15 protein-coding genes, 2 rRNA genes and 1 other annotated feature are annotated in these 16894 nt (G+C 32.9%); of the genes, 4 read left to right on the top strand and 13 right to left on the bottom strand.

The features are described 5' to 3' along the window. Nucleotides 1-11: 11 nt before the first annotated feature. From KPL44_RS02725 to ilvN, 4 genes are all read right to left on the bottom strand, one after another. Nucleotides 12-968: a D-2-hydroxyacid dehydrogenase gene (locus KPL44_RS02725; RefSeq protein ID WP_216247160.1), complete on the bottom strand. Its 957-nt coding sequence runs from the start codon at nucleotides 966-968 to the stop codon at nucleotides 12-14. 61 nt (nucleotides 969-1029) lie between these two features. Next, complete coding sequence (gene ilvB, locus KPL44_RS02720) at nucleotides 1030-2691, bottom strand: biosynthetic-type acetolactate synthase large subunit (RefSeq protein ID WP_216247158.1); 1662 nt, start codon at nucleotides 2689-2691, stop codon at nucleotides 1030-1032. 126 nt (nucleotides 2692-2817) lie between these two features. Next, a complete protein-coding gene (ilvC, locus tag KPL44_RS02715) occupies nucleotides 2818-3810 on the bottom strand; it encodes a ketol-acid reductoisomerase (protein ID WP_071613894.1) in 993 nt (330 codons plus the stop codon). Nucleotides 3811-3841: 31 nt separating this feature from the next. Beyond that, nucleotides 3842-4336: an acetolactate synthase small subunit gene (gene ilvN / locus KPL44_RS02710; protein ID WP_216107691.1), complete on the bottom strand. Its 495-nt coding sequence runs from the start codon at nucleotides 4334-4336 to the stop codon at nucleotides 3842-3844. 292 nt (nucleotides 4337-4628) lie between these two features. Beyond that, nucleotides 4629-4851, top strand: a binding site (T-box leader). A gap of 136 nt (nucleotides 4852-4987) precedes the next feature. Here ilvN and leuC point away from each other — a divergent pair. Genes leuC through leuA form a run of 4 tightly spaced genes read left to right on the top strand, consistent with a single transcriptional unit; the run spans nucleotide 4988 to nucleotide 9517 of the window. After that, nucleotides 4988-6250, top strand: coding sequence for a 3-isopropylmalate dehydratase large subunit (gene leuC, locus KPL44_RS02705; protein WP_216247155.1), 1263 nt, complete (start codon nucleotides 4988-4990; stop codon nucleotides 6248-6250). Further along, entirely contained in the window at nucleotides 6250-6741 is a 492-nt protein-coding gene (gene leuD / locus KPL44_RS02700) for a 3-isopropylmalate dehydratase small subunit (RefSeq protein WP_216247153.1), read from the top strand. Before leuC ends, leuD begins: the two co-directional genes overlap by 1 nt. Further along, the gene (leuB, locus tag KPL44_RS02695) at nucleotides 6741-7814 is read left to right on the top strand and encodes a 3-isopropylmalate dehydrogenase (protein ID WP_216247150.1); all 1074 of its coding nucleotides are present in this window, start codon (nucleotides 6741-6743) and stop codon (nucleotides 7812-7814) included. The genes leuD and leuB overlap by 1 nt, the downstream gene beginning before the upstream one ends. 38 nt (nucleotides 7815-7852) lie before the next feature. After that, nucleotides 7853-9517 (top strand): 2-isopropylmalate synthase, encoded by a 1665-nt coding sequence (leuA, locus tag KPL44_RS02690; protein WP_407934985.1) that lies wholly within the window; start codon nucleotides 7853-7855, stop codon nucleotides 9515-9517. A gap of 42 nt (nucleotides 9518-9559) precedes the next feature. Here the strand turns inward: leuA and KPL44_RS02685 are convergent, their stop codons facing one another. The 9 genes from KPL44_RS02685 to KPL44_RS02645 form a co-directional block, all read right to left on the bottom strand. Further along, nucleotides 9560-9994 carry a EutP/PduV family microcompartment system protein gene (locus KPL44_RS02685; protein ID WP_216247146.1) on the bottom strand — a complete coding sequence of 145 codons (435 nt, stop codon included), beginning with the start codon at nucleotides 9992-9994 and terminating at the stop codon, nucleotides 9560-9562. Between the two features lie 9 nt (nucleotides 9995-10003). Further along, nucleotides 10004-10348, bottom strand: a complete 345-nt coding sequence (gene eutS, locus KPL44_RS02680; protein WP_216119482.1) for an ethanolamine utilization microcompartment protein EutS — start codon at nucleotides 10346-10348, stop codon at nucleotides 10004-10006. Nucleotides 10349-10368: 20 nt separating this feature from the next. Beyond that, nucleotides 10369-11538, bottom strand: coding sequence for a 1-propanol dehydrogenase PduQ (locus KPL44_RS02675; RefSeq protein WP_216247144.1), 1170 nt, complete (start codon nucleotides 11536-11538; stop codon nucleotides 10369-10371). A 102-nt stretch (nucleotides 11539-11640) separates the two neighbouring features. Next, nucleotides 11641-13110, bottom strand: coding sequence for a HAMP domain-containing sensor histidine kinase (locus KPL44_RS02670; RefSeq protein WP_216247142.1), 1470 nt, complete (start codon nucleotides 13108-13110; stop codon nucleotides 11641-11643). Beyond that, on the bottom strand, nucleotides 13107-13796 hold the full coding sequence (locus KPL44_RS02665; RefSeq protein WP_216247140.1) for a response regulator transcription factor: 690 nt from the start codon (nucleotides 13794-13796) through the stop codon (nucleotides 13107-13109). Before KPL44_RS02665 ends, KPL44_RS02670 begins: the two co-directional genes overlap by 4 nt. A gap of 58 nt (nucleotides 13797-13854) precedes the next feature. Further along, nucleotides 13855-14844: a Gfo/Idh/MocA family protein gene (locus KPL44_RS02660; RefSeq protein WP_216247138.1), complete on the bottom strand. Its 990-nt coding sequence runs from the start codon at nucleotides 14842-14844 to the stop codon at nucleotides 13855-13857. Between the two features lie 102 nt (nucleotides 14845-14946). Further along, the gene (locus KPL44_RS02655) at nucleotides 14947-16263 is read right to left on the bottom strand and encodes a 4Fe-4S binding protein (protein ID WP_216247137.1); all 1317 of its coding nucleotides are present in this window, start codon (nucleotides 16261-16263) and stop codon (nucleotides 14947-14949) included. Nucleotides 16264-16545: 282 nt separating this feature from the next. After that, a 5S ribosomal RNA gene (gene rrf, locus KPL44_RS02650) occupies nucleotides 16546-16662 on the bottom strand. Between the two features lie 126 nt (nucleotides 16663-16788). Further along, nucleotides 16789-16894: ribosomal RNA gene (locus KPL44_RS02645) — 23S ribosomal RNA — on the bottom strand; the annotation flags it as partial.

Raw genomic sequence — 16894 nt, 5'->3', positions numbered from 1 at the left:
AAAAGTAATAGTTATTTCACTATATTTATAGGTCTACCTTTTATAAATTGGGCCAAATTATCTACTGCTATATTCATAAGACGCTCCCTAGATTCTTTTGGTGCCCATGCTATATGGGGTGTAATCAAACAATTTTTAGCACTTATAAGTGGATTATCCATTTGAACCGGCTCCACTGACATAACATCTAATCCTGCCCCAGCTACCTTACCACAATTAAGAGCGTGCGCTAGGTCCTCTTCAACAATTAAAGGGCCTCTAGAAGTATTTATTATAATAACGCCATCTTTCATTTTCTTAATAGATTCCTTATTTATTATTCCCTTAGTTTCCTCAAACAAAGGACAGTGTAAACTTATAACATCAGCCCCTTCATATAACTGGTCTAGTTCAACATATTTAAATGTATCTGATATTAATGACTCATTCTTAGATGGATTATATGCTAAGACATTCATACCAAAAGCTAAAGCAATTGTTGACGTAACAATACCAATTCGCCCCATACCTATAATACCCATTGTTTTGCCCGCAAGTTCCATCATAGGATAATTCCAAAAACAAAAATCCTTACTATTTGTCCAAGCACCTTTTCGAACGACTTCATTATGTTCCCCTACATGATGACATATTTCGAGTAACAGAGCAAAAACAAATTGCGCAACTGAATTAGTACCATAAGCTGGAGTATTGGTAACTATAATACCCATCTCCTTTGCAGCTTTTACATCAACCACATTATATCCTGTTGCAAGAACCCCAATGTATTTTATTTTAGGTAACTTTTTTAAAATATCCATACTTAATGGTGTTTTATTTGTAAGAATTATTTCGCAATCATAAGCTCTATCTACAATTTCATCTAAACTTGTTCTATCATAAACTTTTAACTCACCTAATTTTTCAAACTCTTCCCAAGATAAATCTCCTGGATTTAAAGTGAACCCATCTAATACTACTATTTTCATGTATTCCTCCTATAAACATATTTTTCATTAATTAAATTAAAACAAGGTATAGCGATAAACACTATACCTCAAACATCATTTCAATACTTGCACCTGGCGGAACCATTGGAGATGCCATTTCATCTGGTGCAACCCTAAAATCAATCACAACAGGACCATCCCATGCTATTGCTTCTTTTAATGCATCTACGACCTGCCCATTATGATCAACTCTTATACCTTTAACTCCAAAGCCCTCTGCTATTTTTACAAAATCAGTATCTCTCTCAAGTGTTGTACTAGAAAATCTTTTTGAGTAAAACACATTCTGCCATTGCCTTACCATACCTAAAACACCATTATTTAATAATATTATTTTAACAGGTATGTTATATCTTGCAGCAGTTCCTAGCTCATTAAGATTCATTCTAAAGCTACCATCCCCTGCAATATCAAAAACCATTTCTTTCTTTCCTATACTTGCTCCTATTGCAGCTCCAAAACCATATCCCATAGTACCTAGTCCTCCAGAGCTTATAAAAGTTCTTGGTTTCGTATAGGTGAATGCTTGAGTTGCCCAAATTTGATTTTGACCTACCTCTGTAGTTATTATAGCATTACCTTTTGTAATTTCATAAAGTTTTTTAATTACATAAAGAGGATTTACACTTTCAAATTCGTTTATTTTTATGACTTTTTCCTTGTCCTTTTGAATTAGTTCCTTTGCAGCGGTTGTCCATTCATTTAATTCCCGACTTTTTAGATTTTGTAGTAATTTTATTAATACATCAGCTACATTTCCAATTACAAAGCAATCTGCTTTAATATTTTTTGAAACTTCTGCTTCATCTATATCAATATGTATTACTTTAGTGTTTGCTGCAAAAGTAACCGGATCACTAATAACTCTGTCACTAAATCTTGCCCCGATTGCAATTATTAAATCACTTGAGGTTATGCACCTATTAGAAGCAAAAGTTCCATGCATGCCTAGCATCCCCGTGTACATAGGGTGTAATCCACTAAATGCACCTAACCCCATCATAGTACTACAGACTGGGCACTTTAATTTATCTTGAAATGATAATAATAGCTCCTCAACCACTGATATATTACACCCACCACCAACTACAATTATTGGTTTTTTCGAGCTTTGAATAGCATAAATAGCATCCTTAAGTTGGCTTTCTTTTACGACTTTATGCTCAATTATCTTTGGAATTTCAGGAAAGTATTCGCACTCCATACCAGTTATATCCTTAGGTATATCTATAAGCACAGGTCCTGGCCTTCCACTAGTTGCAATTCTAAAAGCTTTTCTTATTGTAGGTGCTAATTCCTTAATATCTTTCACTAAAAAATTATGTTTTGTAATAGGCATTGTTATACCAACAATGTCAACTTCCTGAAAAGAGTCTTTACCTATTAATGTCGTTGCTACCTGCCCAGTAATTGCAATCATAGGTACAGAATCCATGTAAGCAGTTGCAATACCTGTAACAAGATTTGTGGCCCCTGGGCCTGATGTTGCAAGGCATACGCCTACTTTCCCAGTTGCTCTAGCGTATCCATCAGCAGCATGCGCTGCCCCTTGTTCATGAGAAACCAATATGTGAGTTATCTCCTCAAAAGAATAAATTTCATCATATATATTTAGTACTGCTCCACCTGGATACCCAAATATAGTATCAGTACCTTGCTCTTTAAGACACTCTAGCAAAATTTTTGCACCGCTGCACTTCATATTAATTCCCCCTTAATTTATATAATAAAGAGAACCAAGTTCATATTGAATTTTCAGAACTTGGTTCTCAAATATAATATTAGTAAATTTTATTTTCATTGTTCCATTTTAAATATTAAATCTATCTTATTTTTTATTCCAAGACATCATTTTTCTAAGCTCAGCACCAACTTTTTCTATTTGATGTTCGCTTTCTATTCTCTTTGTTGCATTAAAGAATGGTTTTCCAATTTGGTTCTCTAAAAGCCAATCTCTAGCAAAAACTCCCTTTTGAATATCAGTTAATACGCCTTTCATAGCTTTCTTTGTATCCGCAGTTATTATTTTGTTTCCTGTAATGTAGTCACCATATTCTGCAGTATCACTTATTGAATATCTCATCATATTTAAACCACCTTGATTTATTAAATCTACGATAAGTTTCATTTCATGACAACATTCAAAGTACGCCATTTCTGGTTGGTATCCAGCTTCTACAAGAGTTTCAAAACCTGCTTTTATAAGTGCTGTAACACCACCACAGAGAACTGCTTGTTCTCCAAACAAATCTGTTTCAGTTTCTTCCTTGAAAGAAGTCTCCATAACACCAGCTCTTGCGCCGCCTATTCCTAAAGCGTAACCTAAAGCTACTTCTTTTGCATGTCCTGAAGCATCTTGATGTATAGCTATAAGACATGGTACTCCCTTGCCCTCTAAAAATTGACTTCTAACTGTATGTCCTGGTCCCTTTGGAGCTATAAGGAATACATCAATATCTGCTGGTGGAACTATTTGACCAAAATGAATTGCAAAACCATGAGCAAATACTAAAGCCTTATTTTTTGTAAGATTTGGCGCGATACTTTCTTTATACACTTGTCCCTGCTTTTCATCATTAACTAGGATCATTATAATATCTGCAGCTTTAGCTGCTTCTGCTGCAGTCAAAACAGTTAATCCTGCTTTTTCTGCCTTTTCCCAAGATTTACTTCCTACATAAAGACCAACTACAACATCTACACCATTTTCTTTTAAATTTAGTGCATGTGCATGTCCTTGACTACCATATCCTATTACTGCAACCTTTTTTCCTTTTAAATTATCTAAATTACAATCACTTTCATAATACATCTTAGCCATTATTAATTCCCCCTAATTTTTATCTATATTATTAGATTACTGCATCTGAACCTCTTTGCATTGCAATAAATCCACTACCGACTATTTCTAAAATACCAAACGGTTTAATTAAATTTTCAAAAGCACATAACTTGCCGTTATCACCTAAGATTTGAATAATTAATGTTGTCGGAGTTACATCTATAACAGAAACTCCAAATATTTTTCCTATATTAATAATTTCTTGCCTATTATTGCCTTCAGCTTTAACTTTTACAAACAACATTTGCTTACAAATAGAGTTTTCATTATCTAATTGCTCAACTTTATGAACATCCTCTAATTTCCTTATTTGTTTAATTATTTGGTCAATGCCTTCATCATCCCGAACTTTAGTTAATAAAGTTATTCTGGCTAATTTTTCATCTTCTGTGTGACCAGAGGAAACAGTATCAAGATTAAAACCTCGTCTATTAAATAATGAACATACTCTTGTTAATACTCCTGGGTTGTTGTCAACTAAAATTGACAATACATGTGAAATCAAAATATCGCCTCCCTTTCCACAAGTAAATAATTCCAAGTTGACTTGTAAAACGCACCAAACATTTTATGTATCGTAACATCTATAATTTGAATTGTCAACCAAATTCAGAATACTTTTTTTATTGACTTGTTGACATATTTTATTATTCGTAGTATATTATGTTTCAAGCGTATTTTTAGAAAGATACTGTTTTTTTAAATCTTATTAATATATAAATAGTCATTTATATGTTTTATAAGAGCTGAATATATTGACAAGCAGTCATTTGTTTGATAAAATTATCGCTAATATAATAAAAACTTTGACAGGGACAAATAGGCATCAGGATGTTTTACAGAGAAGGGATAAAGCTGTGAACCCTAAATAATCAGATGTTGAAACTTACCCTCGAGTTGTGAACTTAAACTAAGTTACACTTAAAAGTGTACTTATTAGTAGGTTTTACCGGTGTAATCCGTTATCTTAAAATAAGTTATAAATATGGGTGGTACCGCGACGGACTCTTCGCCCCAGTGAAGATGTCTGTTTTTTTGTACCCTTTTTTTAGTCCAAATTTATCAAAACATTCTGTTAATTTTATTTTAGAATATTCTTCAAGATAAATAACAACTTAGAAAAAGCTTTTAAATTTTATAAAGGAGGTTCAATTATATGGGAATGACGATGACGCAAAAAATACTAGCATCACACGCTGCAATGCAAGAGGTAAAGGCCGGCCAATTAGTTATGGCAAATCTTGATTTAGTTTTAGGTAATGATATAACAACACCTGTTGCAATAAATGAATTTAACAAAATGGGTGTTAATGAAGTTTTCGATAAAAAGAAAATTGCTATAGTTCCAGATCATTTTGCTCCAAATAAAGACATAAAATCTGCTGAGCAATGTAAGTGTACCCGTGAATTTGTATATGAAAAAGGGATTGAAAATTACTTTGAGGTAGGACAAATGGGGATAGAGCATGCATTATTACCAGAAAAAGGACTTGTAGTATCTGGAGATGTTGTAATAGGTGCTGATTCTCACACTTGTACTTATGGTGCTTTAGGCGCTTTTTCAACTGGAGTTGGCTCAACTGATATGGCAGCTGGAATGGCTAGTGGAAAATGTTGGTTTAAGATTCCGGAAGCAATACAATTTATTTTAACTGGCAAAATGCAAAAATGGGTTTGTGGTAAGGATGTAATTCTCCATATTATCGGAATGATTGGAGTGGATGGGGCACTGTATCAATCAATGGAATATACAGGACCTGGAGTTGCAAGCCTTTCTATGGATGACAGATTTACAATATCTAATATGGCCATTGAAGCAGGTGCCAAAAATGGAATATTTGAAGTTGATGATAAAACTTTAGAATATGTAAAAGAACATTCAACGAAAGTCCCTGTAACATTTAAGGCTGACGCTGATGCAACATATTCAAGGATAATAAAGATTGATTTAAGTACTATAAGACCAACAATAGCCTTCCCCCACCTTCCAGATAACACCAGAACTATTGATGAGGTTGGCGAAGTTAAAATTGATCAAGTAGTTATTGGTTCTTGTACTAACGGAAGAATAGAAGACCTTAGAATGGCAGCAAGTATCTTCAAAGGTAAAAAAGTCGCTCCTAAAATAAGAACACTAATCTTTCCTGCTACTCAAAAAATTTACCTTCAGGCCCTTAGGGAAGGTTTAATTGAAATATTTATAGAAGCTGGAGTCGCAGTAAGTACTCCAACTTGTGGACCTTGCCTTGGTGGATACATGGGGGTACTTGCAAATGGTGAGCGGGCTCTGTCTACTACAAACAGAAACTTTGTTGGCAGAATGGGCCATCCCGGAAGTGAAGTATATCTTTGCAGTCCAGCAATAGCCGCAGCATCAGCAATAACCGGAAAAATTTCGTCTCCAGAGGAGGTAATGTAATGTTTAAAGGAAAAGCTATAAAATATGGTAATAATGTAGATACTGATGTTATAATTCCTGCAAGATATCTTAATACCTCGGATGCAAATGAACTTGCATCTCATTGCATGGAGGATATAGATAAAAATTTTACTAGCAAAGTTAAATATGGTGACATAATGGTTGCTGGTAAAAACTTCGGTTGTGGATCTTCAAGGGAGCATGCCCCTCTTGCTATAAAAACTTCAGGAATTAGTTGTATAATTGCTGAAAACTTTGCAAGAATATTCTACAGAAATTCAATTAATATAGGTTTACCAATACTCGAATGCACCGAGGCTGCTCAAGATATTGAAGAAGGAAATGAAATATCCGTTGATGTTATTTCTGGAGTTATCACAAATACCACAAAAGGAAAAACTTATATGGCAATACCATTTCCAGCATTTATGCAAGATATCATAGCTTCACAGGGACTTATTAATTATCTTAAAGAGAGGACTGAGGATTAATGAAAAAAATAGCAGTAATTCGTGGAGATGGAATTGGACCAGAGATTGTTAATGGTGCAATTAAGGTATTAGATGTAATATCTAAAAAATATAATACGACCTTTGTTTATACAAATCTTTTAATGGGTGGGGCAGCTATAGACGAGACCGGAGTTCCTCTTCCAAAGGAAACCTTAGATACATGTAAACGGAGTGATGCAGTTTTACTTGGCTCTGTTGGTGGCCCTAAGTGGGATAAACTTCCTGGTGATAAAAGGCCTGAGGCCGGACTGCTTGGAATTAGAAAAGCCCTTGAGGTTTTTGCAAACCTAAGACCTGCTATTCTTTTTCCGCAATTAAAGGAAGCCTCAGCTCTTAAACCAGAAGTTCTTAAAGGTAACATTGATATTATGGTTATACGTGAATTAACAGGTGGTATATATTTTGGTGAAAAATCTAGAATAGACCTACCCTCAGGTGGCCAAAAGGCATGGGATACAATGGCTTACTCAACTTATGAAATAGAAAGAATAGCCCGTGTTGGCTTTGAAACTGCAAGAAAAAGGACTAAAAAGCTTACATTAGTTGATAAAGCAAATGTGCTTGAGACCTCAAGATTGTGGAGAGAAATTGTTCTAAAAATGTCTGCTGATTACCCAGACGTAACTCTTGAAGTACAATTAGTTGATAGTTGTGCAATGCAACTTATAAAAAATCCGGGACAATTTGATACTATTCTAACTGAAAACATGTTCGGTGATATCCTAAGTGATGAAGCTTCAATGCTTACTGGATCGCTTGGAATGTTACCTTCTGCAAGTTTAGGTAATGGCACTCTTGGTATATATGAACCAATACATGGCTCAGCACCAGATATTGCAGGTAAAGATATCGCTAATCCAATTGCAACTATAATGAGTGCTGCAATGATGCTTAGATATAGTTTTAATATGGAAAGTGCTGCAAAAGATATTGAAGATGCAGTATCTAAAGTTTTAGATGCTAAATATAGAACAGTTGACATTATGGGCGCAGGCATGAAATGTGTTGGAACTATAGAAATGTCTGAACTTATTGCAAATGAAATAAAATAGATATATTTATTTTAATATTCTAAAGGGAGATGTTTAAATTGTCATATAAAAAATATAAACCTTATGGTGGTATAAATATTAAGGACCGTCAGTGGCCTAATAATTTAATTGAAAAATCACCCATTTGGTGTAGCGTTGATTTAAGAGATGGCAATCAATCTCTTCCTGTTCCAATGAACGTTGATGAAAAAGTTAAATTATTTAAACTTCTTGTGGATATTGGTTTTAAAGAAATAGAAGTAGGTTTCCCTTCCGCCTCAAATACTGAATATCAATTTTTAAGAACACTTATAGAAGATGATCTTATTCCGGAAGATGTAACTATTCAGGTTTTAACTCAATCAAGAGAACATTTAATCAAGAAGACCTTTGAAGCTCTCAAAGGAGCAAAAAAAGCAATTGTGCATCTTTATAATTCAACTTCAGTTTTACAACGAAGAGTCGTTTTTCATAAAAGCAAACAAGAAATTATTGATATTGGAGTAACTGGTGCAAAACTTCTAATGAAATACAAAGATAAATACCCAGAAACAGATTTTTCTTTTGAATATTCTCCTGAAAGCTTTACTGGAACGGAGCTTGAATACTCGCTTCAAATTTGTGAAGCTATATTGGATGTCTGGAAGCCAACGCCATCAAAAAAAGTTATTTTAAACTTACCATCAACAGTAGAAATGGCCACTCCTAATATTTATGCAGATCAAATTGAATGGTTCTGCAGGAATGTTAAAAGTAGAGAAAACATAATTATAAGTCTTCATACTCATAACGATAGGGGTACTTGTACTGCGGCTTCCGAGCTTGGAATTCTTGCTGGGGCTGACAGGATTGAGGGTACACTATTTGGAAATGGTGAACGAACTGGAAATCTTGATCTTATGACTATGGCTTTAAATATGCATGTTCAAGGAATAGATTCCAAATTAGATTTTTCAAATCTTTATGAGATTGTAGATATATATGAATTATGCACAAGGATGAAGGTACATGAGCGTCATCCATATGCTGGTAAACTTGTATACACAGCATTTTCTGGATCGCACCAAGACGCAATCAAAAAAGGACTTAAAGCCCTTAAAGATGAGAATAATAATTATTGGGATGTTCCATATCTTCCAATTGACCCACATGATGTCGGACGAGATTACGAGGAAGTTATTCGTATTAACAGTCAATCCGGTAAAGGTGGTGCTGCATTTATAATGGAAAATGAATTTGGTTTTATATTACCTAAGGCTATGCAGGCTGACTTTGGCAATATAGTAAAAAATAAGACTGACCTACTTGGCACAGAATTATTGGGAAATCAAATTTATGATTTATTTGAAAAGGAATACTTAAACTTAAAATCTCCAAATTTATTGAAGAACTATACCATTCAATCAGTACAAAATGTTGAAACAGATGAAAATATAGTAAATATCAATGCTCTAATTTCAGTAAACGGGAAAGAAATGAATATTTCCGGTGTAGGTAATGGGCCAGTAGATGCATTCTTTAATGCGCTACACAAATCAAATATTAATGGTTATAACTTTATATCTTATGATGAACATGCTCTAGGTAGTGGCTCAAACTCAAAAGCTGCCACTTATATACAAATAGAATACAATGACAAAAGGTATTTTGGAGTTGGTGTTTCTGCAAATATTGATACGGCTTCACTAAATGCTTTATTTAGTGCTATTAATAGAAAAAGCTAACATAATAAAGGGAGCTTGAGTATTACACTCAAACTCCCTTTATTATGTTTTTATAAGGTACTCTTTTAAGTTCTCTATACCTTGTCTGTCAAATGCACTCACTTTGAAAATTCTTTCTACACCTGCATTTAATAAAAATTCTTCTGCTATTTTTATATTATTCTCATCACGACATAAATCAATTTTAGTAATAATTCCAATAACCGGTTTTGCAAATCTACTAGCAAAACTGGGTGGAAAAACACTGTTTTCCTCCGTACAATCCTGAACCATAGCAATTACATCGCTGTCTACAGATGTAATTATAAGTGCATTATAAAAAAATCTACTTTCAATATACTCACCAGGAGTATCTATAATGCTATCAATAATTTCAACTGTCTGGGTCTTTTTATAAAAAAGATTTTTTTTGTTCACTGCTTGAGTAAGTGTAGTCTTGCCACAACTTGTTTTTCCAATTAACATTAACTTTTTCATATACCCCTCCTAAGATTTAGTTATGCTACACTCAGCAAACTTAAGAACACTCGTAAGAAGTTTTAAAACCTGTGTAAGTGCTGACTCTACACTACCTACATCTCCAATTATAACCACTGTACCACTAAACCTATCTACAAAACCAATTGTTACATCAGCTGCCTTTGTCGCAACATCTGCGGCTATAATAGCAGCCTCTCCAGGTGTTATTGTAAGTATCCCAAGGGCGCCCATATTCTCTGATATAAGTCCTAGCTTTTTGTATAAATCTTTGTTCGGATTTGCAATTAAATGTGCTAATGTAACTTGCTTTCCCGGTACATATTCCTGTATTACCCTTTGCTTATCTTCCATAATATTTTAGCAACTCCTTATTAATTATTATGATAAACTTTATTAAATAGAGTTATTATTTCTTCTAGCCTTGGCACCCTAGGATTAGTTTGCGTACATCTATCCTCTATGGCAATACTCGCCATTTCGCTTACTTCCCTTTTAAAATCCTCTTCCCTTATTCCTGTTTCTTTTAATGAGGTAGTAATATTTAATTCCTTTAGAATCATATTTATAGCTATTATTAAACTTTTTACTCCTTGGTAAACATTTGATGATGGCAATCCTAATATTTTAGCTATTTCTGAATATCTTTTGGCAGCATATGTATATTCACTTGAATTAAAATCTTTTATGTCTGAATTAAATTCTATTACATATGGAAGTAATATAGCATTAGCTCTTCCATGCGACACATGGAATTTTGCACCAATGATATGTGCCATTCCATGATTTAATCCTAAAGATGCATTGTTAAATGCTATCCCGGCAATGCAAGAAGCATTGTGCATTTTCGTTCTTGCTTCTAAATTGTTACCGTCCTTATATGCATTTATTAAGTTCTGAAAAACTAATTTTATAGATTTTTCAGCTAATGCATCTGTATAATCTGTTGCCCTTGTTGACACAAATGCTTCTATATCATGAGTTAGTACATCCATTCCTGTATCTGCTGTTATAAAATCTGGTACTGTGCAAACAAGCTCTGCAACTAATATAGCTTCGTCAGGTTGTAATTCCTCTGATATTAATGGATATTTTATATTCTTATTTTTATCTGTAATTACAGAAATGCTTGTAACCTCAGAGCCGGTACCACTTGTTGTAGGTATCGCTATAAGCTTAATTTTTTTATTACTTTCCATATTTGAATTCCTATTAGCTTTCAGCTTTGAATTAAAATCGCATATCGCCTTTGCTGCATCTATTGCAGACCCTCCACCTAAAGCTATAACTACATCCGGATTAAATTTCATCATAACTTCAATACCTTTTGCCACAATTTCAATTGATGGATCGGGTATTATATCTGAAAAAACAATATACTCAACATTACCCTTTGAAATCTCATCAGTAATTTTATTTATAACCCCTGACTTTACCATAAAAGGGTCAGTTACTATAAATGCCTTACGACAATCGAGTTGGCTTAATCTTTTTAATGAACCTTCTCCAAAAAATACTTGCGTTCTACAGCTAAATTTTTTCATTAACATCATCCTTTCACAATAAACTCCAAATATAACGATTACATGGCTTGATTTATTTTATCACATTTTGTATGAAAAAGAAAAGTTCAATAAAAATATATATTATTCTACTTTTTTAATAAATATAGAGAAGCTAGTTCCTTTATTTAATTTACTATATACACTAATTTCTCCCTGATGGGCATCAACAATAGATTTAACTATAGATAATCCTAACCCATACCCCCCACTCTTTCTTGACCTATGGTTATCACTCCTAAAAAATCTGTCAAATATCTCATTTAGATCTTTTTCTGGTATACCTGATCCATTATCTTTAATCTTAAGAACAATAAAAGACCCTGAAGGCTTATCTATTGAGTTTAAACTAATACTAATAATTCCATCCTTTTCATCTGTTTGTTGAATTGCATTTTGTACTAAGTTATAAATTATCTGCTTAATCTGATTTCTATTTGATTTAACTAACAAGTTATCTTTTAATTCCAAATCAATCCTTCGCTCACCTGCTAAAATCTTCAGTTGAGGATGTATCTCTTCTATAATATCTTTAATATTTTCATTTTTCATATCATATTTTATCTGTTGATCCAGCTTAGTCAACATTAAAAGCTCATTCACTAACTTAGTAAGACGTTCACTCTCTGTCAAAATGCTATTCAAAGCTAAATCCAGCTGTTTTTCATTTTTAGCTGCCCCGCGAAGCAAGACTTCAACAAATCCATGTATTGATGTAAGTGGGGTCCTAATTTCATGAGAAGCATCAGAAATAAATCTTTGCATTTTTTCCTTTATATATTGTTCATTTTCAAAAGAGGTTTCTATCCTGTTAAACATTCCGTTAAAAGCGCAAGACAATCCATCTATCTCAATCTGACCGTTATCAACAGGTAACCGCATGTTTAATTCCCCTACTGTTACTCTCTCCAAAGAATTTGTCAAATTATACAAAGGCTTCAAAGTATATTTTAGGACTGATTTTCCTATTAATATACCTAAAATTATTATTATAATTGACGCTACAATATAAAAATATATTTGATTAAGTAACATTGTATTTATTGGATCTAATGTAGTACTTATCTGAACCAAACCAAGTGTTTGCGATAATAAATTAATTTTTTTGAATTTAATCATATCAGTATCGTCACTTAGATTCCTAACTATTTTATAGTTTTCTCCTTTGGCACTTTCGAAAATTAGCTTTCTATATTCTTCTTTTGATAGATGAGGTGGGGCTGTATCATCATTTATTCCTTTACTTTCAGATATAATTTCACCTTTTTTATCAATTATAACTACGCTGGTATTACGATCAGAAATTAATTTAACAAGAAACTCTGCTTTTGATTTTGGGTTATTTAAAGATTTCGAATCTTGCAAATCATCCTTATCCAAGTCATGTAATCTAGCCTCAAGAACCTGATTTTTTCCTGAAAGCAAATAACTTCTTGTTATAAAATATTGAGATATCCCCATAATAATTAATAAAAGCGTTAATATTAAAGACCATCTAAATAATAATTGCCATTTTAAACTTTTTGTTTTAAATTTCACTCTAATTTTTCTCATAATATCGAAACCTTATATCCAACTCCACGAACCGTACAAATAACGTTATGTTCCTTATCTTGAAGTTTATCTCTCAAGTATCCTACATATACTTCGACAATATTTTCTTGACCAATGAAATCATAACCCCAAACTTTTTCTAAAATTATCCTTTTACTTAAAACTAAACCATTATTAACTAATAGGTACTTAAGCAAATTATATTCAGTTGGAGATAAAATCAAAATCCTATCTCCATAAATAATCTCATGTGCCCCATCATTTATAGAGAAATCACCCACTCGCACAATGTCTGCTAATTCCGGAAACATATTTCTAAGTCGTGCATTAATCCGAGCTAATAATTCTTTAAAGCTAAAAGGTTTAACCATATAGTCATCTGCCCCTATGTCAAGTCCTAGTACACGATCATCAATATCATCCTTTGCTGTAAGCATAATTATAGATGCTTTTAAATGTTTTTTTATCTCTAAGCAAACGTCAAGACCATTAATTCCTGGCAACATTATATCAAGTATTATAATTTGTGGTTTTATCTCTTTTGCTTTTCTAATTGCTTCAATACCGTCATATGCAGTGTGAATAATGTATCCTTCAGCCTCAAGCCCCATTTTTATAAATTCAACTATACTTTCCTCATCATCTACTATTAAAATATTTATTTCTTCTTTTGCCTGTATGTTCATAATATTAACTCCCTTATGTAAACATCCTCTAGTATAACAAATACATATTGTTAATATTCTACTTTTTACTTAATCTATAATTTTTTAAAATCATATCCATAATTTTGTTTGTTCGTGCGCCACTAATCCCTGAACTTTGACATACATCCAGACCATTAAGTTCGTTTACGATGCTTTGAATTAATTGCGTCTGAATATGTATGGGTTTTTTAATATTAAATGGAGTGATACCCTTAATTGTTGTCAATAAAACTGGTTCCTCTTTAAAAGTTGAAAAAGATATCTTCCCTAAACTTCCAACAATCTCATTCATATCATAATTAGAAAAACTTGAGAAACACCAAGTCCCTGTTCCCTTGACACCAGACTCAAATGCTAGTGAAGCTGTCACAACATCTTCCGCCTCATATAATTTAGCTTGATTATCAGCATAACCGCAGGCTTCCTCAATTGGTCCCAAGATATAATCTAAAACATCTAATGTATGAGAAGCAAGGTCCATAAATTCTCCTCCTCCTGAAATCTCTGGAATAACTCTCCACGGAAATTCACCAGACTTTAAATCTATTTTTACTGCTTTTTTGTATAATACAACTGTAACAAAACGTATTTCTCCAATTTCACCTGCTTCAATTAATTCTTTAACCTTATTAAAACGATCTAAAGCCCTTCTGTAGTATGCAACAAATAATGGGACTCCAGCATTCTCACACGCCTGTACCATAGCAGTGCATTCTTCAAAATTACGAGCCATAGGTTTTTCAACATAAACTGGCTTTCCAGCCCTTGCACATTGTAATGTGTATTCTTTATGAAATGCAGGAGGAGTCGCTATATAAACTGCATCAACATCAGGATCATTTATTAATTCTTCTGCATTATCATACCACTTTGGTACATTATGACGAACAGCATAATCTTTGGCAAGTTCCCCATTACGCCTCATAACAGCTACTAATAAAGAATTTTTTGCCAGTTGAAATCCTGGGCCACTTTTAACCTCAGTAACATCTCCACATCCAATGATTCCCCAACGTATTGTCTTCATTCTAACAATTCTCCTTTTGTGTTATATTATTTAGTTATTTTAATATAAGTATATCAAAAGTATGCTGTATTAGTAAAGATTTAAAAATAACAATGTTTTTTACTAATTTTTCGCCTTACTTAATGCATCCGAAGTAGCACTCATGATGCCATTGCTGGTATGTGTAGCACCTGATACAACATCAACATTCGATGATTGTGTTTGTACAATTTCTTGTGGAATAACATTAACTGGTTCCTTATAACTATCATTTATGGAATCAACTTTCACATTTGTAATCTTATCATTCTTTATAATAACCGACACATTTATATCAGACATATACCCATATCCAGTACCTGCATATGTTCCATCTTTATATTTTGAATTAGTTGTACTCGATGGTGCTTTAGTTTTGGGTGCTGTTTTAGTGCTATTACTATTAGAATTTGCTCCAGCATCATCACTATTTTGAGTTGTTTTAGTTTGAGTATCATCGTTATTTTGACTTGTTTTATCACTATTAGAATTTATATTATCACCTTGCTTAGTAATGTCATTACTTGCAACTGAAGTTGATACCTTAGTATTAGCACTTATTATACTACCAAGTACAGTGCTCCCACCATATAATGTCGCAAAGGCTACAATTGCAATCGAACTAGCGAATGCTGGATTAAGATTTTCACCCATATAACTTATTTTTGGGTTACTTCTTGGACACACATCTACACATTTCAAACAATTTATACATTCACCACTGCTTACTTGCTCCATTTTATAAAGATTTATTCCCATGGCACAATTATTTGTACATACTCTACATTTTCCACATTTTTCAGTAGGTTTATCTATTTTGATTTTTCTAAATTTTGATATTATTACAAACATTGCTCCAAGAGGGCATAAATATCTACAAAAAAATCTTTCTATATATATTGCTCCTACTGTTATGAATGCTAAAAGTACAAATCCAATAAAATAACTTGTTATAGCTTTGGGGAAATTGGTTATTAGAGCAAAAGCATCCCAAGGGCTACTGTTATCAAATAAAGTATTACCTTTTGTCCAAATAACAAACACTATAAACACTAAAATAAAATACTTCAATAATTTTAAAATTGAATCCAATTCTCTATCGACTTTAAATTTTGTTTTGAATACCTTGCTAGAAATCATATATACAAAATCATTAAATGATCCAAAAGCACAAAACCAACCGCAAAAAAACCTTCCAAAGAATATCGTAATAGGTATAATTGCAACAGTAGCAATTAATCGTGGGAAAGCTTGAATAAAATTAAAATCTCCTTTAAGAATCATAGTATAAATCAACTTTACTTGACCAAATGCTAACGCAAACAAACCTGGAAGTAAAATAAAAAAAACAATCTGTATAATATGCCTAAATATTTGTATCTCTGATATTTTCTTTCTCATAACGTATCTCCTATTCTAAATAATATTAGTTTTTATAATATTTTTTCTACACTATCTATTATACAAAGCTAAACTTAGAATAACTTGAGAATTTACTGAGAGTTTGCTGAGAATAAAGTAAATAAATTGTTTCTATTTTTACATAACTAAATTCTAATGTCATAAAAAATATTATGCCTTATAATAAGGTTTATCACAGTTGGAAAATACATACATGGTTTAATATTACTTTTAATATTAACGCAAAAAAGAACACTAAGTTTTACTTAGTGTTCTTTTATAACCTGGCGACAACCTACTCTTCCACAAGGTCACCCCTGCAGTACCATCGGCGCATTGAAGCTTAACCTTCGTGTTCGGTATGGGAACGGGTGTTACCTTCAGGCCATAATCACCAGATGAGAATATAAATATTCTCTGAAAATTGCACAGTGTTTTAGTCTTCTCGCTATGCTCGAAGCCTCTTTTCGTTCTTACGAACGAATTATTATCGCAATATTAATATTAATTGTTACTTCTTTTATCTTGGTCAAGCCCTCGACTTATTAGTATTAGTCAGCTGAACATGTTACCATGCTTACACCTCTAACCTATCAACCTGGTGGTCTTCCAGGAGTCTTACTTGCACCAC

This window comes from Clostridium sp. DSM 17811 (genome assembly GCF_018861905.1).
GTDB classification, from domain to species: Bacteria; Bacillota; Clostridia; order Clostridiales; family Clostridiaceae; genus Clostridium_AD; species Clostridium_AD frigoriphilum.
Note: the sequence above shows the minus strand (reverse complement) of the source record. Positions and strands in the feature narration are given on the sequence as shown.